Source organism: Xanthomarina spongicola, assembly GCF_003148645.1.
Taxonomy (GTDB): domain Bacteria; phylum Bacteroidota; class Bacteroidia; order Flavobacteriales; family Flavobacteriaceae; genus Xanthomarina; species Xanthomarina spongicola.
In genome coordinates, this window is the sequence record NZ_QGGP01000006.1 from 175729 (window position 1) to 199770 (window position 24042).

The 24042-nt window shown below is 31.0% G+C and carries 23 protein-coding genes and 2 tRNA genes; 14 read left to right on the top strand and 11 right to left on the bottom strand.

Annotation, left to right across the window (positions count from 1 at the left end):
* Positions 1–8 precede the first annotated feature (8 nt).
* The 5 genes from wecB (at position 9) to LX78_RS11980 (ending at position 6183) form a co-directional block, all read left to right on the top strand.
* Entirely contained in the window at positions 9–1100 is a 1092-nt protein-coding gene (wecB, locus tag LX78_RS11960; RefSeq protein WP_109682898.1) for a non-hydrolyzing UDP-N-acetylglucosamine 2-epimerase, read from the top strand.
* Between the two features lie 106 nt (positions 1101–1206).
* Entirely contained in the window at positions 1207–2322 is a 1116-nt protein-coding gene (locus LX78_RS11965) for an MraY family glycosyltransferase (RefSeq protein WP_109682899.1), read from the top strand.
* Between the two features lie 101 nt (positions 2323–2423).
* Positions 2424–3185, top strand: coding sequence for a polysaccharide biosynthesis/export family protein (locus LX78_RS11970; protein WP_109682900.1), 762 nt, complete (start codon positions 2424–2426; stop codon positions 3183–3185).
* Positions 3186–3188: 3 nt separating this feature from the next.
* Positions 3189–5528 carry a GumC family protein gene (locus LX78_RS11975; protein ID WP_109682901.1) on the top strand — a complete coding sequence of 780 codons (2340 nt, stop codon included), beginning with the start codon at positions 3189–3191 and terminating at the stop codon, positions 5526–5528.
* 91 nt (positions 5529–5619) lie between these two features.
* Positions 5620–6183, top strand: coding sequence for a TlpA family protein disulfide reductase (locus tag LX78_RS11980; RefSeq protein WP_109682902.1), 564 nt, complete (start codon positions 5620–5622; stop codon positions 6181–6183).
* Positions 6184–6187: 4 nt separating this feature from the next.
* On the opposite strand, the gene LX78_RS11985 is transcribed toward LX78_RS11980, so the two are convergent.
* A tRNA-Leu gene (locus tag LX78_RS11985) sits at positions 6188–6272 on the bottom strand.
* 56 nt (positions 6273–6328) lie between these two features.
* Positions 6329–6401: transfer RNA gene (locus LX78_RS11990), tRNA-Lys, on the bottom strand.
* Positions 6402–6532: 131 nt separating this feature from the next.
* Between LX78_RS11990 and LX78_RS11995 the strand changes: the two genes are divergently transcribed.
* The gene (locus tag LX78_RS11995) at positions 6533–7051 is read left to right on the top strand and encodes a shikimate kinase (RefSeq protein WP_109682903.1); all 519 of its coding nucleotides are present in this window, start codon (positions 6533–6535) and stop codon (positions 7049–7051) included.
* On the opposite strand, the gene LX78_RS12000 is transcribed toward LX78_RS11995, so the two are convergent.
* Complete coding sequence (locus tag LX78_RS12000; protein WP_109682904.1) at positions 7043–7546, bottom strand: phosphoribosyltransferase family protein; 504 nt, start codon at positions 7544–7546, stop codon at positions 7043–7045. The genes LX78_RS11995 and LX78_RS12000 overlap by 9 nt on opposite strands.
* Positions 7547–7600: 54 nt before the next feature.
* Positions 7601–7972, bottom strand: coding sequence for an RNA-binding S4 domain-containing protein (locus LX78_RS12005; RefSeq protein WP_109682905.1), 372 nt, complete (start codon positions 7970–7972; stop codon positions 7601–7603).
* An 82-nt stretch (positions 7973–8054) separates the two neighbouring features.
* On the opposite strand from LX78_RS12005, the gene LX78_RS12010 reads away from it, so the two are divergent.
* A complete protein-coding gene (locus LX78_RS12010) occupies positions 8055–9137 on the top strand; it encodes an FKBP-type peptidyl-prolyl cis-trans isomerase (RefSeq protein WP_109682906.1) in 1083 nt (360 codons plus the stop codon).
* A 54-nt stretch (positions 9138–9191) separates the two neighbouring features.
* Here the strand turns inward: LX78_RS12010 and LX78_RS12015 are convergent, their stop codons facing one another.
* Genes LX78_RS12015 through LX78_RS12025 form a run of 3 tightly spaced genes read right to left on the bottom strand, consistent with a single transcriptional unit; the run spans position 9192 to position 11681 of the window.
* A complete protein-coding gene (locus tag LX78_RS12015) occupies positions 9192–9782 on the bottom strand; it encodes an outer membrane beta-barrel protein (protein WP_109682907.1) in 591 nt (196 codons plus the stop codon).
* A gap of 47 nt (positions 9783–9829) precedes the next feature.
* Complete coding sequence (locus LX78_RS12020) at positions 9830–10783, bottom strand: transketolase family protein (RefSeq protein ID WP_109682908.1); 954 nt, start codon at positions 10781–10783, stop codon at positions 9830–9832.
* Between the two features lie 19 nt (positions 10784–10802).
* Positions 10803–11681, bottom strand: a complete 879-nt coding sequence (locus LX78_RS12025; RefSeq protein ID WP_281267913.1) for a transketolase — start codon at positions 11679–11681, stop codon at positions 10803–10805.
* A gap of 138 nt (positions 11682–11819) precedes the next feature.
* Here LX78_RS12025 and tgt point away from each other — a divergent pair, with 138 nt between their 5' ends.
* From tgt to LX78_RS12060, 7 genes are all read left to right on the top strand, one after another.
* The gene (gene tgt / locus LX78_RS12030) at positions 11820–12950 is read left to right on the top strand and encodes a tRNA guanosine(34) transglycosylase Tgt (protein ID WP_109682910.1); all 1131 of its coding nucleotides are present in this window, start codon (positions 11820–11822) and stop codon (positions 12948–12950) included.
* Between the two features lie 2 nt (positions 12951–12952).
* Complete coding sequence (locus tag LX78_RS12035; RefSeq protein WP_109682911.1) at positions 12953–14029, top strand: LptF/LptG family permease; 1077 nt, start codon at positions 12953–12955, stop codon at positions 14027–14029.
* Positions 14016–14918, top strand: a complete 903-nt coding sequence (locus LX78_RS12040; protein ID WP_109682912.1) for a DMT family transporter — start codon at positions 14016–14018, stop codon at positions 14916–14918. Before LX78_RS12035 ends, LX78_RS12040 begins: the two co-directional genes overlap by 14 nt.
* Positions 14919–15052: 134 nt before the next feature.
* Positions 15053–16006, top strand: coding sequence for an acetyl-CoA carboxylase carboxyltransferase subunit alpha (locus tag LX78_RS12045; RefSeq protein WP_109682913.1), 954 nt, complete (start codon positions 15053–15055; stop codon positions 16004–16006).
* A 169-nt stretch (positions 16007–16175) separates the two neighbouring features.
* Positions 16176–17711, top strand: coding sequence for a replicative DNA helicase (gene dnaB / locus LX78_RS12050; protein WP_109682914.1), 1536 nt, complete (start codon positions 16176–16178; stop codon positions 17709–17711).
* Between the two features lie 36 nt (positions 17712–17747).
* Entirely contained in the window at positions 17748–18764 is a 1017-nt protein-coding gene (locus LX78_RS12055; RefSeq protein ID WP_109682915.1) for an AI-2E family transporter, read from the top strand.
* Positions 18765–18905: 141 nt separating this feature from the next.
* A complete protein-coding gene (locus LX78_RS12060) occupies positions 18906–20090 on the top strand; it encodes an asparagine synthetase B (protein WP_109682916.1) in 1185 nt (394 codons plus the stop codon).
* 200 nt (positions 20091–20290) lie between these two features.
* Here the strand turns inward: LX78_RS12060 and rplT are convergent, their stop codons facing one another.
* From rplT to thrS, 4 genes are all read right to left on the bottom strand, one after another.
* Positions 20291–20635 carry a 50S ribosomal protein L20 gene (gene rplT, locus LX78_RS12065; protein WP_109682917.1) on the bottom strand — a complete coding sequence of 115 codons (345 nt, stop codon included), beginning with the start codon at positions 20633–20635 and terminating at the stop codon, positions 20291–20293.
* A gap of 89 nt (positions 20636–20724) precedes the next feature.
* On the bottom strand, positions 20725–20922 hold the full coding sequence (gene rpmI, locus LX78_RS12070; protein WP_109308746.1) for a 50S ribosomal protein L35: 198 nt from the start codon (positions 20920–20922) through the stop codon (positions 20725–20727).
* 55 nt (positions 20923–20977) lie between these two features.
* Complete coding sequence (infC, locus tag LX78_RS12075) at positions 20978–21532, bottom strand: translation initiation factor IF-3 (RefSeq protein ID WP_170109849.1); 555 nt, start codon at positions 21530–21532, stop codon at positions 20978–20980.
* 28 nt (positions 21533–21560) lie between these two features.
* On the bottom strand, positions 21561–23498 hold the full coding sequence (gene thrS, locus LX78_RS12080) for a threonine--tRNA ligase (protein ID WP_109682919.1): 1938 nt from the start codon (positions 23496–23498) through the stop codon (positions 21561–21563).
* Positions 23499–24042 lie beyond the last annotated feature (544 nt).

Sequence of the window (24042 nt, forward strand, 5' to 3'; positions counted from 1 at the left end):
TATAAAGTATGTATCATATTACAATCATTGCAGGAGCAAGGCCTAATTTTATGAAAATTGCACCAATTATTCATGAAATAGAGAATGCAATGAAGGAAGGCAATGCAATAGATTATAGGTTAGTTCATACTGGACAACATTATGATAAAAACATGTCTGGTGATTTTTTTGAACAACTTCAAATACCAGAACCACATGCTAATTTAGAATGTAGTGGAGGTAGCCAAGCTGAACAAACAGCCAATATTATGATTTCTTTTGAGAAAGAGTTGTTGGCAAATCCTGCAAATTTGGTTTTGGTAGTTGGTGATGTTACATCAACAATGGCTTGTGCCTTGGTTGCTCAAAAATTACACACTAAAGTGGCGCATGTTGAAGGAGGTATTCGATCTAACGATTGGACAATGCCAGAAGAAATTAATAGATTGGTAACAGATAGTATTACTAATTATTTCTTTACAACTTCAGAAACAGCCAATAATTATCTTAAGGAAAGTGGTGTGAAGGAAAATCAGATTTTCTTTGTTGGCAATACCATGATTGATACGCTATTAAAACAGATGCCAAATTTTAAAGCACCACAGGTTTGGGAAGAATTAGCTTTAAAAGAAAAGGAATATATCGTCATGACTTTACATCGACCAGCAAATGTCGATGAAGAAAACCAACTTAAAGATATGATTAATGAGATTATGGAACATTCTGGCAACATGCCAATTGTGTTTCCAGTTCACCCAAGAACGGCTAAAATCTTGGAGAATCTAGATATTAAGCATTCAAGACTACATACTGTAAGTCCATTGAGTTATTTAGAGTTTAATTATTTGGTAAAGCATGCTAATGCAGTTATTACAGATTCTGGTGGTATTACAGAAGAAGCATCCATTATGAATGTTCCTTGTTTGACTTTAAGAGATAATACTGAAAGGCCAGAAACCATTATTTTGGGTACAAATGAGTTGGTTGGCACCAATCCAAAAAATATAAAGCCTTTTTTAGATAAATTATTTGCAGGTAATTGGAAGCAATCTCAAGAGATCCCATTGTGGGATGGGAAAACAGCTAAACGTATTATTGAAGCAATTATAAAATTTTCATAATTAATTTATATTTAATAATAACTTTGAATTAAATGAAGCTTATTTGTTTGCATTTAGTTCCAAAAAATGATAGATATTTGCATTAGCAGATTTAAAAACTACCCAAATGTTAGAATCGTTACTTAATGTATTTAATCCTGAAGAGCATATTTTTACATGGTTGTTAGCAGCTTTTGTAATGGCTTTCTTTATAGCTTATAATACATTCCCTACCATTCTTTATGTAGCAAAAGAAAAGCATTTAGTTGATGAACCTGATTCAAGAAGTATCCACTCAAATAACGTTCCAACATTAGGAGGAATAGGTATCTTTATTAGTTTGGTGGTGGTAATGACTATTACTGGAGCATTTTTAAATACTAAAGTGCTATTATTGGTTATGGGAGCTCTTACCATTCTCTTCTTTTTAGGATTAAAAGATGACTTAACAGTTCTTTCTGCACGTAAAAAATTTAGTGGACAATTGTTTGCTGCGCTTTTACTAATTGTTTTCACTGATACACGGATTATTGGGTTTTCAAAAATTTTAGATGTTGAAACCTTGCCTTATTGGGTGTCTATTGGTTTTACGTTGTTTGTATACATACTCATAATCAATGCATATAATTTAATGGATGGTGTAGACGGACTTGCTGGTTCATTTGCTTTTTGTGCCTCTGGCGTCTTTGGTTTGTTATTTATTATAACTGAAGAGTTTAGTTTAGCAACTATTTCTGTAGCATTGATGGGGTCCTTAATAGCATTTTTAAGGTTAAACTTTTCAACGAAGAATAAAATATTTATGGGAGATACAGGCTCAATGATTGTTGGCTTTTTGCTTGCTTTTTTTGCAATCAGCTTTATATCAGAGGCTCAAACAAATTCATTGTCTCAATTTCATAAAGCATCACCAGCTTTAGTATTAGCTATTTTGTATTACCCTTTGATGGACACATTTCGGGTTGTTGTAATTAGGTTGTTTTTCTTGAAAGTAAGTCCTTTTAAGCCAGATAAAAATCATATTCACCATATGTTTTTGAGAATTGGTTTTTCGCATGTTTATACAACATTAATCATTGCCATAATTAATTTATCTATTGTTGGAATAGCTTTTAACTTATTGCATCTAAATTTAAATACTCAAATAGCAGCTTTACTTGTTTATGGGAGTATATTATATGTCCTGCCTTTTGCATTCCGTTATATCCAAGTAAAAAAATTAAATTTTAAAGAAGAGCATTAAATTAGTCTATATATTGTAAGGCTTTTAAAATATTATAAATGCTTTTGCAATTGAAACAATAGCAACTATATTTGTACCTATTAATGAACAAACTTAATTAAATGAAGATAAAATTAGTAGGAATTATTCTTTTAGTAGTTTTGAGTTCTTGTGTCTCTAAAAAAGAAATTTTTTATCTTCAAGATGTTGATGATTTTAATAACACAAGCTTAGTTTACGATCAAATTACTATTCAACCTAATGATATATTAAATATTTCAGTTGGAGCTTTAGTTCCTGAAACAGCATTACCATTTAATAGAAATTTCACATCAGAATCTCAGCAAAACTCAATAGAGATAATGAAATTAAATGGGTATTTAGTCTCAAAAGATAAGACTATTATATTCCCTTCTTTAGGAGCTATTTCTGTTGAGAATATGTCAACTACACAGTTAGAAAGACATATAGAAAACGAATTAACTGAAGGAGGATATTTGAATGATCCAACAGTTAACATTAGAATATTGAATGCAAAAGTTACAGTTTTGGGTGAGGTTACAAAACCAGGAACATACTCTTTTACCGAAGAACGTATTACTTTACTTCAAGCAATTGGTTATGCAGGGGATTTAACAATTAGAGGAAAACGTGATGATGTTTTAATAATGAGAGAAGTTGATGGAATTCGAAAAGTAACACATTTAGATTTAACAAAATCAGATTGGTTAGATAATTCTTTTGCTTATGTGAAACCGAATGATGTTATAGTTGTAAATCAAAACCCACCAAAAGTAACTTCAGCTGGATATATTGGAGATATAGCAACTGTATTGGGCTTGACTTCAGTGATATTAAGTGTCATTATTTTAGTAACACGATAACTTATGGATAATAATTCGGATAATACATTTTTCCAACAAGATGAAAGTCACGTTGATATTAAGCATGAGGTAAAAAAATATCTAAGATTTTGGCCTTGGTTTTTACTTTCAGTATTTATTACACTATCTGTTGCTTATATTTATTTACGCTATTCGCCAAGAATTTTTCAAACAAGTACAAAAATTAAAATTTTAGATGAATCTGATGGTCTAGAATTGCCCACATCAGCATTTGTTTTTAAGCGATCTAATATTAACCTTGAAAATGAAATTGAGATTTTAACTTCTTATAGAATCATTGAGCAAGTTGTTAGAGAATTAAAATTGAATACGACTTTTCAAGAAGAAGGACAAATACAGACATCTCAATTAGCAGAATTACCCTTTAGATTTGATCAGCATATACAGCCAGATAGTATTACTGGGAATTATCAATATGAAATATTAGTTAATGATTCTAATTTTGAAGTAAAAGATGTTAAAACAGATGAGGAATTAATTTTTCAGGGGCATGATTCCTATAGTAAATCTCACAATTTACCCTTTGATATAAAATTAAATAATCATAAAATACTTTCAAGCATAAAGGGTAAGAAGTATGTAGTGAATTTGTTTCCTATTAAGCCTGCAATTTTAAGATTGAAATCAAAAATAAAAACAGAACCTATAGGTGAGGTTAGTGATTTGTTAATGTTATCAATGACTTCTGAAAGCACTGCTTATTCTGAAAGAGTCTTAGATACTCTTGTGAGTGTATTTAATAAAGATGGAATTTATGACAGACAGAAAGTGTCAAAAAACACATTAGATTTTATTGAAAACCGGTTTATATTTTTAGCTGAAGAATTGGATTCAATAGAAGTAAACAAAAAAGAGTTTAAGCAAGCCAATAATTTAGTTTTTTTGGAAACAGATGCTGAATTAAGTTTGCAAAAAAGAACACAATCAGAAGAAGAATTATTTGATATAGAAAACCAGATTTCTTTGGTAGAACTTATTAAGGATGTTCTAGTAAAACCAAATACTATTGGAGATTTGTTGCCCTCAAATATAGGCTTAGAGAATGGAAATGTCAATGAATTAATTTCACAATATAATTTAGCAGTTTTAGAGTATAATAAATATGTAAGTAGTGGAGGCATTAACAATCCAATGGTAAAACAACTTTCAACTACTATTGATGGTTTAAAATCAAATATTAATGGGTCATTGTTATCTTATTTAAATCAGTTGAAAGTAGCAAGGAAGCAATTTGAGGGAAGAAACTCCAAAATAAGAGGAGAGGTAGGGAGTATTCCTGAAAAGGAAAAATTAATGAGAGCTATTAACAGACAACAAAAAATAAAAGAAAGCTTATATCTTTTACTTTTACAAAAAAGAGAGGAAGCTGCAATTAATTTAGCAATTACGGAACCATCCATAAAAATTGTAGAATATGCACTTTCCGGTTCTAGACCTATATCTCCAAAATCAAATATTATATACGCTGCTGCTATTCTTGCAGGCTTTTTATTGCCTTTTGGGACTTTATATTTATTCTTTATGTTGGATACCAAAGTTCATGATAAAAAGGATGTTGAACGAGTTGTAAAGAATGTGCCAATTATTGGCCAGATTCCTGAGGTAAAAGATAAATCGAAACTAATTTTTGAAGACCCTAACGATAGATCAATATTGTCTGAGTCCTTTAGAATTTTAAGCTCTAATGTTAGATACGTTTTACCAAGAAAAGATAGTGACGATGGTCAAGTAATTTTTTGTACATCAACTATAAAAGGTGAAGGTAAGACCTATGTAAGTATTAATCTATCTCTTGCTTTATCAAGTTTAAATAAAAAAGTATTGTTAATAGGAGCCGATTTAAGGAATCCACAAATCCACACATACTCAACAAAAGATAAGAATGCGCTAGGGTTATCAAATTATTTATATGATACAAAAATAGACTGGAAACAAATATTAATAAAAGGATTTAAAAATCATCAAACACATGATGTACTCTTGTCAGGTTCAATACCACCAAACCCTGCTCATTTATTAACTAATGGACGTTTTGATTTGCTTATTGAGGAAGCAAAAAAATTATATGATTATATAATTGTTGATACTGCACCAACTATTTTGGTTACTGATACAATGTTAATTTCACATTTATCTGATATACATGTCTATATTGTAAAGGCAAATTACACAGAAAAGAATTTATTAGAATTTTCAAAAGAATTAAATGAGTCAGGTAAATTAAAGAACATGGCTTATGTAGTAAACAGTGTGGGAGCTAGTAAATCGCATGGTTATGGCTATAATTATGGCTATGGTTACGGTTATAGCGAGCAAAACTAGGTCATCGATATATTCAAAAAAAAACTCCTGTATTACTTCAGGAGTTTTTTGTAAATGTAAGTTTATAACTTGAAATACGACTTTATATCAAATGAAAAAACCAAAATTCAATACTAGTAACATCATATTTTTAATAGTTATAGCCCTTTTAATAATCCCTCAGACTAGGCAACCTATTCAAATATTTCTTCATAAGGGAATTGCCTTATTTGGACCTTCAATAATTGATAAAAATAAAAGAGAAAAGCTAACAGATTATAATTGGCAATTAATTAGTGATTCCGGTGAAACTTATAATTTTAACGAAGCAAAAGGGAAAGTTATTGTTATTAATTTTTGGGCAACTTGGTGTCCACCATGTATAGCAGAAATGCCAAGTTTAGAAGCGCTTTATAATCAATATAAGGATGATGTTGTGTTTTTATTTGTATCCAACGAAGAGTCAAAAGTTATTCAAAGTTTTATTAATAAAAATGAATATAGCTTTCAGTTTCATACACCAAAAACAACTAACCCAGAAACATTTCAAGTAAGCGCAATTCCTAGAACTTTTATTATAGACAAATTAGGTAATATTATTATTGATAAAACAGGCGCAGCAAATTGGCATAGCGATGGAGTAAAGGAGCAAATAGAACTACTTCTTAAAGAATAATTTGTGCGCACGAGAAGATTCGAACTTCCACATCCTAAGCGAATACTAGCCCCTCAAGCTAGCGCGTCTACCAATTCCGCCACGTGCGCAAAATAAAGGTGTAAAAATAAAAAAAGTTAAGCGAAAAGCTTAACTTTTTTTTTTGTGACCGGGCTGGGGCTCGAACCCAGGACCCTCTCCTTAAAAGGGAGATGCTCTACCAACTGAGCTACCAGGTCAATTTGTGTTTCTCTAACGAGGGTGCAAATATAAAACGTTTAATTAATAATCCAAACCTTTTTTAAGGATTATTTTTGTTTTTTTGTTTTGTTAATTTGTATTGATATATAGTTATAATAGTAGACCACTTATGAAAATTATTTTATTAGGATATATGGCTTCAGGGAAGTCTTTAATAGGCAGCGAATTAGCTGAAATTTTAAATGTAAAATATATAGATCTTGATCAATATATTGAAGAAATTGAAGGCAAAACAATTCAAAAAATATTTTCAGAAAAGGGTGAAATATTTTTTAGAAAAGTTGAGAATAGTTATTTAAAAGAGATTATTTCATCAAATACAAGCATGGTTTTATCTCTTGGAGGAGGAACACCTTGCTTTTCAAATAACTTAAAATTGTTAACTGATAATAAAGATTTGAAATCTATCTATTTAGATGTTCCAGTAGTCGAATTAGCGAAAAGGTTGATGAATGATAAAGACAAAAGACCATTAGTTAAATATGTGTCTAATGAAAGTGATATGTTAGAGTTTGTTGGTAAACATTTGTTTGAGCGTTTACCATTTTATAATCAAGCAACTTATAAAGTTGATGCCAACAAATCTAAAGAAGAAGTAATTGAAGAAATAATAATGAAACTATTTTAAATAGGCTTTAAATTCCTTTCCTTCTAAAATAACATCAATGTGTTCGTTTAAGGAAGTAGATAAAGATATTCCTTTAAAATCGGCTTTAACAGGATATTTTTTATGGTTTCTGTTAACAAGTACAGCTGTTTTAAATTGTTTTAAAGGCACTTCTAAAAAGTGTTTTACTCCATAAATTAAAGTGGTTCCAGAATTTAAAACATCATCAATTAAAACAACCGATTTGTTTTCATAATCATTAGCGTTAATTGAGGTCTTAATCTCATTTCTAGGATTTTTTTTATCTATTATAACCTTACAAAGAATAGGATTTATTGGAGATATTTTACTTAACACTGTTTTTAACTTTTTTGCTAGAATATATCCATTACAATCAATTCCAGCTAGAATAACTTCGGTTTCGTTAACATTATTCTCATAAATCTGATAAGCAATGCGCTTAATTTTATGATTAATTTCTGTGTGATTTAAAATAACGTTCTTAGTTAAAGCCATGTTCCTATATTATTTATTCAAAGATAAAATACAATTTTAATAATGTATTGTATTTTATTCATTTTCTATTTGGTAATCGTCTATATCTCTTCGGTCTTTTTTTGTTGGTCTACCAGTTCCTTTTTTTCTATAATAATCTTTAGAGTATTTTAATAGATCTTGAGCTTCAAATGCTTCTTTTGGTGTGGTATCTAATCTATAAATATCGACTAATTTTGCACCAACCCTATTTGGAGGTAAGTCGTTTATTGTAAAACTGTAGTTAATTTGGTCCTTTCTAACTTCTATGTTATCTGTAGGAAATACATCTCTACTTGGTTTTGCAACATCTCCATTTACTTTTACATGTCCTTTTTTACATGCAGTTGTTGCAATACTTCTTGTTTTAAAGTATCTAACACACCACAAATACTTGTCAATTCGCATAACTTTTATCTAAAATCTACGTTAATGTTCTTGTGCAAAATTATTAATAAATTGTATCTTGCACCTCAAAAAAGAAGCAATAATGAAATTAAGAAATTTTATAACTACTATTTTATGTTTTTCTTTGGTTGTCTTATCTTGTAAAAAAGATGATGAAGACCCGGAACCGGAACCGGTTCCTATAAGAGACAGACAAGAAGTATATGATGAGAACATAGTCGAAATTGAAGAATATTTAGAAACTCATTTTTATAATTACGAAGAATTTGAGCAAAACCCTACATATTCAGACTTAAGTATTATGCCTTATAACGTAACACCTAATGATACGTTTGAAATAGTTTTCGATACGATTTCTGGAGTTAATAGCGATAAAACACCATTGATGAATCAAGTAACAAGCAAGGAAGTTACAGATTCCGAAGGAATTGTTTACACGCTTTATTATTTAGTAGTTAGAGAAGGTCTTGGAGGTACTATTCATCCAATAGATCGAGTATTTGCTGATTATAAAGGGCTTTTAATAGATGGGACTTTATTTGATAGTGCAGTCTCTGCTGTTCCGTTTGATTTAACAGCAGTAGGAAACGCTAGAGGAGTAGTAGATGGATTTAGAGAAAGTATTATAGAATTTAAAGCTAGAGAAGGTTTCTCTGAAAATGGTGATGGAACCATAACAAATCATAATCATGGTATTGGAGCTGTATTTGTTCCTTCTGGACTAGGTTATTTTTCTCAAACACAAGCAACTGTTCCTGCTTATTCAAATTTAATTTTCACTTATAGTTCTCAAAAAAGAACCCTTTTAGATCATGATAATGACACTGTTTTTTCTTATTTAGAAGATTTAAATGGGAACGAGGATTATTTTGATGATGATACAGATGGAGATAGCTTAGCAAATTTTGTTGATGTTGATGATGATGGTGATGGTACTTTGACTAAAGATGAAGTTGAACAAAAAGAATATACTGAAGATGAAAGTATGATGCCATTTATGTCTCGTGATGACGCTCAAACGTATTATGATACTAATGCTGCAGCTAACGAAATATTATTTAGTATCGTTGAAAATAACGATGGCACTTATACATTAAATACAGTTGTTTTAACAGATTCTAACGATGATGGTACTCCTGATTATTTAGATAGTAGTGTAAACTAAATACTTAAACAACTTTATAAAGAAAAAGCCTCTTAAAAATTAAGAGGCTTTTTTTTATAGAATAAAGGACAAACTTAATATCAATTGATCTGGTCTTGTATCAATTCTGCTTACACTTGCAGAACTTATATTAGTATCTATAAACGTGGCTTCGTTTTCACTAAACCCTCTTTCATATCTTAAATCAATTCCAATTCTGTTAAAGCTAACACCTACACCAAAATTTAAACCTACGGTAAAATCGTTTTCAATATTACTTACATCTATGCCTTCAAACTCTGTATCTATAATATATTGAAACGAAGGACCAACAAATACATTTAATAATTTTAGAAATTTCAAGCCAACCAAAACAGGTGCATCCAGTTTTTGCATTTTAAAACTGTCCCCATTATATTCACTTTTTGTGCTAGTATAAACTAGTTCTGGTTTAACAAAGATTTTATTCCCTAATTTACCAAAGATCCCAAAATGGTAACCAATGCTTTTTTCAGGATGTTCTGCATTACTACTTATAGATTCAAAATAATCTCCATTGGAATTATAATTCACACCACCTTTAAACCCAAAACCAGATTTGTTTTGTGCTTGAGAAAAAGTAGTAAAAACTAAAAAAGCTAAACTTATATAAAATACTTGTTTCATTGAATATCGTTTTTAAAGGTTTTACTTAAAACGAAACAATAAAGCAATTATTTCCTTTTTATAACAGTTTCTACTGCTTTAATAATAGCCTGACTGTTTAAACCGTATTTTTCCATAAGTTGTTCTGGAGTACCAGATTCTCCAAAAGTATCTTTAGTTGCAACAAACTCTTGAGGTGTTGGTTTACTGGTTGCTAAAACTCTTGCAACACTTTCACCTAATCCACCAAGAAAATTGTGTTCTTCAGCAGTAACTATACATCCTGTTTTGGAAACCGACTTGATAATAGCTTCATCATCAAGAGGTTTTATTGTGTGAATATTTATTACTTCAGCAGAAATGCCTTTTTCATTTAAAGCTTTAGCAGCTTCTAAAGCTTCCCAAACTAAATGTCCAGTGGCAACAATTGTAACATCTGTACCATCTACTAAATGCAATGCTTTTCCAATTTCAAAAGTTTGATTTTCTGGAGTGAAATTCGCTACTTTTGGTCTTCCAAAACGTAAGTAAACAGGTCCATGATGTTTTGCAATAGCTATTGTTGCAGCTTTTGTTTGGTTATAATCGCAAGGATTTATAACTGTCATACCTGGCAACATTTTCATTAAGCCAATATCTTCTAAAATCTGGTGAGTTGCACCATCTTCACCTAAAGTTAATCCAGCATGAGAGGCACATATTTTTACATTCTTATCTGAATAAGCAACACTTTGACGAATTTGGTCGTAAACACGACCTGTAGAAAAATTTGCAAAAGTACCAGTAAATGGAATTTTTCCACCAATAGTCATTCCAGCAGCTAAACCAATCATATTAGCTTCGGCAATTCCTACTTGAAAAAAACGTTCTGGATGATTGGCCTTAAAATCGTCCATTTTTAACGATCCAATTAAATCGGCACAAAGTGCAACAACATTTTCGTTAGTTTTGCCTAGTTCTGTTAATCCAGCTCCAAAACCAGATCTAGTATCTTTGCTTCCTGTATTTGTGTATGTTTTCATTTTTGTTGTTGATTGATAATTAATAGTCTCCTAATGTTTCTGGGTTTTGTGCTAATCCAATTGCTAATTGCTCATCGTTTGGTGCTTTACCATGCCAAGCATGCGTATGCATCATAAAATCGACTCCATTACCCATAACCGTTTTTAATAAGACACAAACAGGTTTTCCTTGTCCAGTTTTACTTTTTGCTTCAGCCATACCTTTTAATATGGCATCTATATCATTGCCTTCGTTTATTTCAACTACAGTCCATCCAAAAGCCTCAAATTTATCTTTTACACTTCCCATTGGTAAAACATCGTCTGTGGAACCATCAATTTGTTGACCATTTAAATCTATGGTAGCAATTATATTATCTACATTGTTACCAGCTGCATACATAATAGCTTCCCAATTCTGACCTTCTTGTAATTCACCATCTCCATGTAGGCTGTATATTAAATGAGAATCATTATTTAGTTTTTTAGTTTGTGCTGCTCCTAATGCTACAGACATACCTTGACCTAAAGAACCTGAAGCAATTCTAATTCCAGGTAAATTTTCATGAGTTGTTGGATGTCCTTGTAAACGCGTGTTAATTAGACGAAATGTGTTTAATTCTTCTACTGGAAAATAACCAGATCTTGCTAGAACACTGTAATATACTGGTGAAATATGACCATTTGATAAGAAGAAAAGGTCTTCGCCAATTCCATCCATATCAAAACCATCTTTTCTGTCCATGATACTTTGGTAAAGTGTTACAAAGAATTCTGCACATCCTAACGATCCTCCAGGATGTCCTGAGTTTACTTTGTGAACCATTCGTAGAATATCTCGACGAACTTGAGTAGTTAAATCTTTTAAATGTTGTGTATTTGGCATGTTTAATTTGTTAGTTTTTTCAGCAACAAAAATAGAGTATTAATATACTTATTCAAAAGGAGATTTATGGCACTTATTAACGATTGTTGGTGTTTTGCTAACAATTTTGTTTTTATTAAGAAATTCCTCGCTTTATGTTATTTATATTTGCCAACTGATGATATTTAGAATATGATTTTTGAATTAAAAGGAAAAGACACACAATCGAATGCTAGAGCTGGAGAAATAACTACAGATCATGGCAAAATAGAAACACCAATATTCATGCCTGTTGGCACAGTAGCATCTATTAAAGGTGTACACCAACGAGAACTTAAAAATGATATTAATCCAGATATTATTCTTGGAAATACCTATCATTTATATTTACGACCTCAAACTACTATATTAGAACAGGCAGGAGGATTACATAAATTTATGAATTGGGATAGAAATATTTTAACCGATTCTGGTGGATATCAAGTGTATTCACTTTCTGCAAATAGAAAAATTAAGGAGGAAGGTGTAAAGTTTAAAAGCCACATAGACGGAAGCTATCATACGTTTACTCCTGAAAACGTAATGGAAATTCAACGAACAATAGGAGCTGATATTATTATGGCATTCGATGAATGTACACCATATCCTTGCGATTATCATTATGCCAAACGATCTATGCATATGACGCATAGATGGTTGGATAGATGCATCAATCATTTAGAAAAAACACCTTTTAAATACAATTATAGTCAAACGTTTTTTCCTATAGTTCAAGGAAGTACTTATAAAGATTTAAGAAAACAATCTGCAGAATATATTGCTAATGCAGGAGCAGAAGGAAATGCCATTGGAGGTCTATCTGTTGGAGAACCTGCCGAGGAAATGTACGCTATGACAGAAATTGTAACAGATATTTTGCCTGAAGACAAACCTAGATATTTAATGGGAGTTGGAACTCCTATTAACATTTTAGAAAATATTGCTTTAGGAGTAGATATGTTCGATTGTGTTATGCCTACTAGAAATGCTAGAAATGGTATGTTATTTACAGCTCATGGAACCATAAATATTAAAAATCTTAAATGGGCAGATGATTTTTCTCCTGTAGACGATATGGGAATTACTTTTGTGGATACAGATTATACAAAGGCATATTTACGTCATTTGTTTACTGTTAATGAAAGATTAGGAGCCCAAATTGCAACCATCCATAATCTAGGGTTTTATATGTGGTTGGTTCGTGAAGCTAGAAAACATATATTAGCTGGAGATTTTAGAACTTGGAAGGATATGATGGTGAAACAAATGGATAAACGATTATAATTTTGAAAATACTTGATTGGTACATATTAAAGCGTTATTTATTCACATTTTTTATCATGTTGCTCTTGTTTATTCCTATAGGAATAACAGTTCATTTAGCTGAAAAAATAGGTAAAATTCTTGAAAACGAAGTGCCATTCCTTGAAGTGCTAATTTATTTCTTAGACTTCACAATTTATTTTGCACATCTACTATTTCCTTTATTTTTATTTCTTTCAGTTATATGGTTTACTTCTAAATTGGCAAATAATACTGAGGTTATTGCTTTTTTAAGTTCAGGAGTTTCTTTTTCTAGATTTTTAAGACCTTACATGATTGGAGCAACTATAGTATCAATCTTGGCATTGGTATTAGGAATGTATTTAGCTCCAAATGCTAGTAATGGCTTTAACGATTTTAATTACAAATACCTTAAAAACAGCAAAGATGCCTTAGATAACCAAAATGTATATAGGCAGATTAATGATAACGATTATATATATGTAAGTAATTTTGATGTTAAGCAGAAACTCGGACGAGATTTTACACTTGAGCATTTTGAAAATGGAAAAATGACTTATAAAATTAGTGCCAATACTATTAAGTATAATGAAAAAGACAGTATGTATCGATTGGTTACTTATACAAAAAGGCATATTGGCGAAAGAGATGATATTATTGAGGTTACTAGAAGAAAAGACACACTATTTTCTTTCGATCTAGAAGATCTTACTCCAGTAGTTTATATAGCAGAAACATTACCTTATGGAGAATTAAATAAGTTTATTGAAAAAGAAGAAAAAAGAGGATCTTCATACATTAACAGGTATAAACTTGTAAAATATAGAAAGTGGAGTTTACCTGTTTCTGTATTTATTTTAACCATAATTGCTGTTGCTGTTTCCTCTATAAAGAGACGTGGAGGCATGGGAGTGAATCTTGCTTTTGGAATCTGTATTGCCATGGTATTTGTGTTTTTCGATAAAATATTTGGAGTTTTAGCTTCACAGTCAGATTTTTCTCCATTAGTTGCTGTTTGGTTTCCAAATGTAATTTTTGGGTTTTTAGCTGCTTACCTTCTTTACAATGCAAAACGATAAACTAAAAAATTATCTGCATTTACATCTTCTGGTTTTTATAGCAGGTTTTACAGCTATATTAGGAGAGTTAATTTCTATTAGTTCAGTATCGTTGGTTTGGTATAGAATGTTTATGGCTACTATAATTATGGTAGGTTTTATATTTATTACCAAAGTAAAAATTAGAATTCCTTTAAAATCAATAGGAAAACTTGCTCTGGCAGGAATTATAATTGCTTTGCATTGGATTACCTTTTTTGAATCCATAAATGTGGCTAATATTTCTATTACACTAGCTATGTTTTCTTCAGGAGCATTTTTTGCTTCTTTATTGGAACCTTTAATTTATAAAAGAAAAATTATTTGGTATGAAATGCTATTTGGTATCCTTATAATTATAGGCGTTGTTATTATTACAAATAGCGAATTCAAATATTTGTATGGTATTGTATTAGGAATAATTTCAGCTTTCCTGTCTTCAACATTTGCAGTTTTAAATGGAAAATTCTTAGAGCAGCATACTGCAACAGTCATCTCTTTTTACGAGTTTGTAAGTGGTGTGTTGTTTATTAGTCTTTTTATGTATTTTTTTGGAGATGGATTTTCAGAATCATTTTTCACTTTAAGTCTTTCAGATTTTATTTACTTATTTATTTTAGCTTCTGTATGTACTGCTTACGCTTTTATAGCTTCAGTTTACGTTATGAGGTATATTAGCCCTTATACAGTGGTTTTAACCTATAATCTTGAGCCTGTTTATGGAATAGTTTTAGCGCTAATATTGTTCCCTGAAAAAGAAATAATGAGCTCCTCGTTTTATATTGGAGCTGCAATAATTATTAGTGTGGTGATGATAAATGGCGTTATAAAAAACTTAAAAAAACAAAAGAATAAGCTTCATCAAGAATAGAAGAAAAAGGGTTTATTCTTTTTTTGTATTTTTATTAATGAAATCAACTTTCAATATTAATTATTATTTCGAAAATTAAAACGAAATAAAATATGTAATTTTGTAAGCTAACAACAAACAAACTATTATTTCAAATGGAATATTTAGAATTTGAACTTCCCATAAAAGAACTCGAAGATCAACTACAGAAATGCCAAATTATTGGCCTAGAAAGTGAAGTTGACGTTACAGAAACCTGTAAGCAAATAGAGAAAAAACTTATAGCTACTAAAAAAGATATATACAAAAACTTGACACCTTGGCAACGTGTACAAATGTCTCGTCATCCTAGTAGACCTTATACATTAGATTATATTAAGGCTTTATGTGGTGACTCTTTTTTAGAACTTCATGGAGATAGAGGTTTTAAGGATGATAAAGCCATGATTGGTGGATTAGGTAAAATTGGAGATCAAAGCTTCATGTTTATTGGTCAACAAAAAGGATACAATACCAAAACAAGACAGTACAGAAATTTTGGTATGGCAAATCCTGAAGGTTACAGAAAAGCGCTTCGTTTAATGAAATCTGCTGAAAAATTTGGAATTCCTGTAGTTACTTTATTAGATACACCAGGAGCTTATCCAGGATTAGAAGCTGAAGAAAGAGGTCAAGGTGAAGCTATTGCAAGAAATATTCTAGAAATGACACGTTTAAAAGTACCAATTATAACAATTGTTATTGGAGAAGGTGCTTCAGGTGGAGCTTTAGGAATTGGAGTAGGAGATAAAGTGCTCATGTTAGAGAATACTTGGTATTCTGTTATTTCACCAGAATCATGCTCATCTATTCTTTGGAGAAGTTGGGAATATAAAGAACAAGCTGCTGAAGCTTTAAAATTAACAGCTACAGATATGAAAAAAATGGGTATTGTAGATGAAATAGTTAAAGAACCAATTGGTGGTGCGCATAGTGATAGAGAAAAAACATTTTTGACTGTAAAAAATGCTATTCTTAAAACATACGAGGAATTGAAAAACTTATCACCAAAAGATTTAGTAAATAATCGTATGGAAAAATATATGGGAATGGGTGTTTTTAAAGGCTAATTCTTTAATAACCCATAAAACATAAATCTGAAATGTCTTATTTCAGATTTTTTTTATGCTTATCAACAATATTATTAAGTTATTAACAGTTAATTTGTTAACTTATGGTGGACAATCAAGATTCAAATTGTCATCATTTATCTTGTCAAATTAGCTACTTTCGTAACGTATGAAACAACCAAACCAAATAAAGGGATATCAAGTAGATAAAAGTACTCTAATCAACTTAGAGAGAGGTAAAATTCCTCCTCAAGCAATTGATTTAGAAGAAGTTGTGCTTGGAGCAATGATGATTGATAAAAAAGGTGTCGATGAAGTAATTGACATTTTAAGTCCTGATGCATTCTATAAAGAAGCACACCAACATATCTTTGAAGCTATTTTTCAGTTATTTGAAAATAGTGAACCAGTAGACTTATTAACTGTTTCTAGTCAGTTAAAGAAAAATTCTAAACTAGATTTGGTTGGAGGTGATTTTTATTTAATTTCTTTAACTCAAAAAGTATCTTCCTCGGCACATATCGAGTTTCACGCACGTATAATTCTTCAAAAGTTTATTCAAAGAAGTTTAATTAAAATTTCAAGCGAAATTATTGAAGATTCATACGACGAAACTCAAGATGTTTTCGATTTATTAGATAGAGCAGAATCAAAATTATACGAAGTTACTCAAGGAAACATAAAGAAATCTAGTGAAACAGCTCAAGAATTAGTAATTCAAGCTAAAAAGAAAATAGAAGAAATTTCTAATAAAGAAGGATTAAGTGGTATTCCATCTGGTTTTACAAAATTAGATAAACTAACTTCTGGATGGCAGGAAAGCGATTTAATTATTGTTGCAGCTCGTCCTGGTATGGGTAAAACAGCTTTAACCTTGTCTATGGCAAGAAATATTGCTGTTAATCAAAATATTCCTGTAGCTTTTTTCTCTTTAGAGATGGCTTCAGTACAATTGATAATGCGTTTAATATCAAGCGAAACTGGTTTGTCTTCAGAAAAGTTGAGAACTGGAAAATTAGAAAAACATGAATGGGAACAGTTAAATGTAAAAGTTAAAAGTTTAGAAAAAGCCCCATTGTTTATTGACGATACACCTTCTCTTTCAATTTTCGATCTTCGTGCAAAAGCAAGGCGTTTATCATCACAACATGGTATTAAACTTATTGTTGTAGATTATTTGCAGCTAATGACTGCAGGTGGTAGTCAAAAAGGAGGAAATAGAGAGCAGGAAATTTCAACCATTTCGCGAAATCTTAAAGCACTTGCTAAAGAATTAAGCGTTCCAGTTATTGCTTTATCTCAATTATCTCGTGCAGTTGAAACTCGTGGAGGAAGTAAAAGGCCTTTACTTTCAGATCTTCGTGAATCTGGAGCTATTGAACAGGATGCAGATATTGTATCTTTTATTTACAGACCGGAATATTATAAAATTGATGAATGGGATGATGAAGAAAGAACACCAACCGAAGGTCAAGCAGAATTTATTATTGCGAAGCATAGAAATGGAGGACTTGATAATATTCGATTAAAGTTTGTAGGACATTTAGGTAAATTCGATAATCTGGACGATTTTGATACGCCTTTTGGTCAAGAATTTCACTCTAAAATGAATGCAGCTGCAAACGATAATACATTCTCACCAGACAAATTCCCATCTGCAAACGATGCTTTTGGCTCACCTGAAGAGAACGATGTACCTTTTTAATTAGCTCCCAAATTTATTTTATTAGTAAAGCTTATTATGGATAAACTAAAAACCACAAATACATTACTGTTAATAATCGTTATTCCCTTAGTTTTTTACTTACTAAAAATATTATCGTTTATTTTTATACCTCTAGTGTTTTCAATGATTATTGCTCTATTGTTTTTACCAATAATGCGTTGGCTTGGCAAAAAAAATGTACCAAAATTAATTAGTATAATAATTGTTATCCTGCTTATTTTAGGAGGTTTAAAAATTGGTGTAGAGCTTATTCAATTATCAAGTAGACAAATTCTTAATTCGGATACTGGTTTTTTTATTAAAGCTGAAGAGAAGTTTGTAGCATTGCTCGCTACTGCACAGGAAACATTTGGGTTTGAACTACAAAGTGAAAAGACTTTATTTTCTCAATTTTTTCAGCAAGACGATATTCTTCCTACTTTCGATTACTTAAGGAAGTTTGTAACCACAGTTTTAATGACTATATTTTTTGTTGTTTTATGGTTAGCTGAATCTATTAATGTTCAGAAAGTATTGAATAGTACCATTCTTAAACAAAAACATGCTTCAGTTAAAACATTCAGAAAAATTGAAAAAGACCTAATTAAGTTTATTGAAGTTAAGTTTTTTATAAGTCTTGCAACAGGAATTGGAACAGGTTTAGCATGCGTTTTCTTCGACGTAAGTTTCCCTATTTTTTGGGGTCTATTTGCCTTTGTTATTAATTTCGTTCAGATGGTTGGTTCTGTTATTTCGGTTGTGTTATTATCTGCTTTTGCATTTATAGAATTAGATCCAACAAGTACCTTATTCTTCTTTATTGTATCAATAACTGGAGTTCAAGTATTATTTGGAGCTATTTTAGAACCAATATTTATGGGCAAATCTTTTTCACTAAATGTCATTACTGTTCTTGTCATGCTTATGCTCTGGGGATTTATTTGGGGAGTTCCAGGTTTAATCATGGCCATTCCAATTACTGTTTTTATTAAAATTATCTTAGAGCAGTTTCCAAATACAAAAGTTATTTCGAATATGCTGTCTGCAAAATAGCTGTGTTTAATTGGTTAAATTTTATTTAAATACAATTAAGAGGAATAATATTTTGAGTATATTTCAACTGTGAAAAAGCTAGTATTCATCTTCGTTTTATTATTCTCTGTAAACTCTTTTGCATCCTATATTCTTATTCCCATGGATGCTGAGACTCAAAAGAATCATTTAAAAGCATACGGAATTACTTATTGGACGCTTGAAAAGCAGCTAAAAGTAAAATGGTTGTTAAATTACAGAGGTGGTTCGTTCTTGTTGCCTGATACAGAAGAAATTCAACGTGAATGCCAAATTCGAGGTGTTTCATTTGAAATATTGTCTGATGCTAAAACTGAATCAATCTTAGAAGATATTAGTAGTCCAAGTAAAAATATGGAAGCTGTGGTTTTAGAAAAAGCACCAAAGATAGCTGTGTACACACCTAAAGGAAAATTACCTTGGGACGATGCAGTAACGATGGTTTTAACTTATGCTGAAATTCCATATGAAACTGTATATGATGAAGAAGTTTTAGATGATGCCTTATTATTATATGATTGGTTGCACCTTCATCATGAAGATTTTACTGGACAATTTGGTAAATTTTATGCCAATTACAGAACTGCTGCTTGGTATATAAATGAAAAAAAAGATGCAGAAGCTTTAGCGACTAAATTAGGATATTCAAAAGTATCAGACGCTAAGTTAGCAGTCTCTTTAAAAATTAGAGAATATGTAATTGGTGGAGGCTTTATGTTTGCCATGTGTAGCGCAACAGACAGTTTTGATATTGCTTTAGCTGCTGAAGGAGTAGATATTTGCGAACCTATGTTCGATGGAGATGCAAGTGATGCCAATTATCAATCTAAAATTAATTACACTAGAACTTTTGCTTTTAAAGATTTTACTTTGGAAAGAAATCCTATGGTTTACGAGTTCTCTTCAATAGATATGACTCAAAAAAGACAGATTCCAAAAATAACAGATTATTTTACACTCATGGATTTTTCTGCTAAATGGGATCCTATTCCAACTATGTTATGTCAAAATCATACAGCCTTAGTTAAGGGGTTTATGGGACAAACAACGGCTTTTACAAGAAATGAAATAAAGTCTAATGTATTGGTTTTAGGAGAAAATAAAACAAATGGTGAAGCCAAATATATCCATGGCATTAAAGGAAAAGGGTTTTTCACGTTTTATGGAGGTCATGATCCCGAAGACTATACACATCGAGTAGGAGATCCAAAAACAGAATTGGATTTATACCCAACATCACCAGGTTATAGACTTATCTTAAATAATGTTTTGTTTCCTGCAGCAAGAAAGAAAAAGCAGAAAACATAATAGTAATAAATTATTATTCTTGTTTATTATTATGGCGTTCAAACATTTTTTATTCTAAAAATATTTGCAGGCTTTACGCTATATCTTTTTATAATAAAATAAAAAGGATGTCGCTTCAATCCTTAACGTAAAAAAAAAATCCGACTCAAACGAGTCGGATTTTTTATAAGTGAAATATGTTATACAATAGGCGAAACGCCTTATTTTACTTTCTCTATTACAGCTTTAAAAGCTTCAGGGTTATTCATAGCTAAATCTGCTAAAACCTTACGGTTTAATTCAATATCGTTAGCTTTTAATTTCCCCATAAATTGAGAATAAGATAATCCATGTTCTCTGGCTCCAGCGTTAATACGCGTAATCCATAAAGCACGGAATGTTCTCTTTTTGTTTCTACGGTCTCTATACGAATATAACATCGCTTTATCAACCGCATTTTTTGCTACTGTCCAAACGTTTTTACGACGTCCAAAGTAACCTTTTGCTTGTTTAAGAACCTTTTTTCTTCTGGCTCTTTTTGCTACAGAATTTACTGATCTTGGCATAATTTTAATTGTTTTTTGTAGTAGGCGATCGAAAATCGATACTTTAATTGCCCAACTCCAGGGTTTATAAATAATTTAACCGAACGTAATTACTTTAATCGTAATTGTTCCTTAATACTGTTTTCATCACTCGCATGTACTAATGTACTGTGAGTTAATGCTAACTTACGCTTTTTAGACTTCTTTGTTAAGATGTGACTTTTAAAAGCATGCTTTCTTTTAATCTTACCAGTACCTGTTAACTTAAAACGTTTTTTGGCACTAGATTTGGTTTTCATTTTAGGCATCTTGTTCTCCTAGTTTTGTTTATTTCACTTATTATTTTCAACCTGTATATCAGGATTATTTTGTCTTCTTTGGAGCAATAAACATAGTCATACGTTTACCTTCCAGTCTTGGCATTTGTTCTACTTTACCTAGTTCTTCTAAATCTTGTGCTAATCTTAATAGCAAAATCTGTCCTTGTTCTTTAAAAACTATCGAGCGTCCTTTAAAGAATACAAATGCTTTTAATTTAGCACCTTCTTTTAAAAACTTCTCAGCATGTTTCTTTTTAAAATCATAATCATGATCATCGGTTTGAGGTCCAAAACGAATTTCTTTAACTACAACTTTACTAGCTTTAGATTTTAAAACTTTTTCTCGTTTCTTTTGTTCGTAAAGAAACTTTTTATAATCCATAACCTTACAAACAGGAGGATCTGCTTTAGGAGATATTTCTACAAGATCTAAACCTTGTTCATCTGCTATTGTAAGTGCGTCTTTAGTTGGATAAACACCAACTTCGACATTATCACCTACTAAACGGACTTTTTCAGACCTAATTTTAGAATTAATTCTGTGCTGATCTTCTTGACTAACGCGTCTTGAGACTTGTTTTCTTCTACGTATTGCTATGGCTTTATATTTTTAGTTAAACTTATTTTTAAAATGTTTTTAAAGACTTATTTACATCTTCATTAATAATATTAGTTAAATCTTGTACAGTAATCATGCCAAGATCTTCTCCACCATGCTGGCGTACAGAAATCTTATTTTCCTGCTCCTCATTCTCTCCAACAATAATCATATAAGGGATTTTCTTCATTTCGGCTTCCCGAATTTTCTTCCCCATAGTTTCATTTCTATTATCAATTAGGGCGCGAATTTCGTTATTTTCTAACACATTTAAAACTTTTTTCGCGTATTTTTCATATTTCTCACTAATTGATAGTACAATAACTTGATCTGGCATAAGCCAAAGAGGGAAATTTCCTGCAGTATGTTCCAATAAAATTGCTATAAATCGTTCCATACTTCCAAATGGCGCACGATGAATCATAACTGGTCTATGAAGTTCATTATCACTTCCTTTATAAGTTAAATCAAAACGTTCAGGAAGCGTATAATCTACTTGAATTGTACCTAATTGCCATTGTCTTCCTAAAGCATCTTTAACCATAAAATCTAATTTTGGTCCATAAAATGCTGCTTCACCTGTTTCAATTACAAAATCCAACCCTTTGTCTTCAGCAGCATTTATAATTGCTTGTTCTGCTTTTTCCCATAAATGATTTTCTCCAATATATTTATCTGGGTTTTCGGTATCTCTTAAAGATACTTGTGCTGTGAAATTTTCAAATCCTAAAGAACCAAAAACATATAGAACTAAATCTATAACATCTTTAAATTCTTTGTCAAGTTGGTCAGGAGTACAAAATATGTGTGCATCATCCTGAGTAAAACCTCGTACTCTAGTTAATCCATGTAGCTCTCCACTTTGCTCATATCTATATACTGTACCAAATTCAGCAAAACGTTTAGGTAAATCCTTATAAGACCATTGCGAACTATTGTAAATCTCACAATGATGTGGACAATTCATAGGTTTTAGTAAGAATTCCTCTCCTTCTTTTGGTGTATTTATAGGCTGAAAGCTGTCTGCTCCATACTTCGCATAATGTCCCGAAGTAACATATAATTCTTTTTGGCCAATATGTGGAGTAACAACCATTTCATAACCTGCTTTCTTTTGAGCCTTTTTAAGAAAACTCTCTAAACGTTCGCGTAAAGCTGCTCCTTTTGGTAACCATAAAGGAAGACCTTGACCAACTTTTTGTGAAAAAGTAAATAACTCTAATTCTTTACCAAGTTTTCTATGATCTCTTTTTTTAGCTTCTTCAAGTAATTCTAAATATTCGGTTAATTCTTTTTGTTTTGGAAATGAAATCCCATAAACACGAGTTAATTGTTTGTTGTTTTCATCTCCTTTCCAATAGGCACCTGCAACACTTAAAATTTTCACAGCTTTAACTATTCCTGTATTTGGAATATGACCTCCACGGCACAAATCTGTAAATGTTGAATGATCGCAAAACGTGATCGTACCATCTTCTAGATTCCCTATCAAATCAAGTTTGTAATTGTTTTTATCTCTATAATATGATAACGCCTCAAGTTTTGAAACTTTTCGCATTTTAAAATCATGTTTACCTCTAGCAATTTCGAGCATTTTGTTTTCAATGCTTTTAAAATCTTTATCTGAAATAGTGTCTTCCCCTAAATCTATATCATAATAAAATCCATTTTCTATTGCAGGACCAACCCAAAGTTTTGCATTTGGATAAAGCTCTTCTATAGCTTGCGCCAAGATATGTGCAGATGAATGCCAAAAAGCTTTTTTACCGTCTTCGTCATTCCATGTATATAAGATTAGTGAACCATCAGTGGTTATTGGAGTATTGGTTTCTATAACTGTATCATTAAATTTTGCAGAAATAACATTTCTGGCAAAGCCTTCACTTATACTTTTAGCAACCTCCATTGCTGTCGTGTTGTTTTCAAACGACTTAATGCTACCATCAGGTAATGTAATCTGAATCATTATATATTTATGTATTAAAATAAAGAGGCAAAGATAATAGGTTAATAATTTAGATACAATGTTCCAGCCATAATTATATATTGTTATATCATTTATAAAAGGATATTTTAATAATTAGTTACGGAAAGGAGAATAAATCTATATTCTCCTACAGTAATCATTTGTTATAAATGATTGATAATAAGGCTTGCGTATATAGATATAAAATAAAACAAAAAATAGTTTAAAAAAAGTTTGTTTGTAAAACATAAAGGGTTGTATATTTGCACCCCGAAAACGACGCAAAGCGATTAAGTTTTTAGGAATAGTTCATAAAGGATGTGTTTTTTAAGAGTGAGAAAAGAAAGGGTTAAAAAACTTTTCAAAATTTTTTTCAAAAAACATTGTGTGAATAAAAAAAGGGTTTTATATTTGCACCCGCTTAGGAGATAAACGCCTTAAGAAAGAAAAGAAAAAGTTCATAAACATATTGAATTGACAGCGTAAGATTAGGATTGGAAACGGTCTTAATTAAACAAAGAGAATAAACCATTTTGAGTACCTA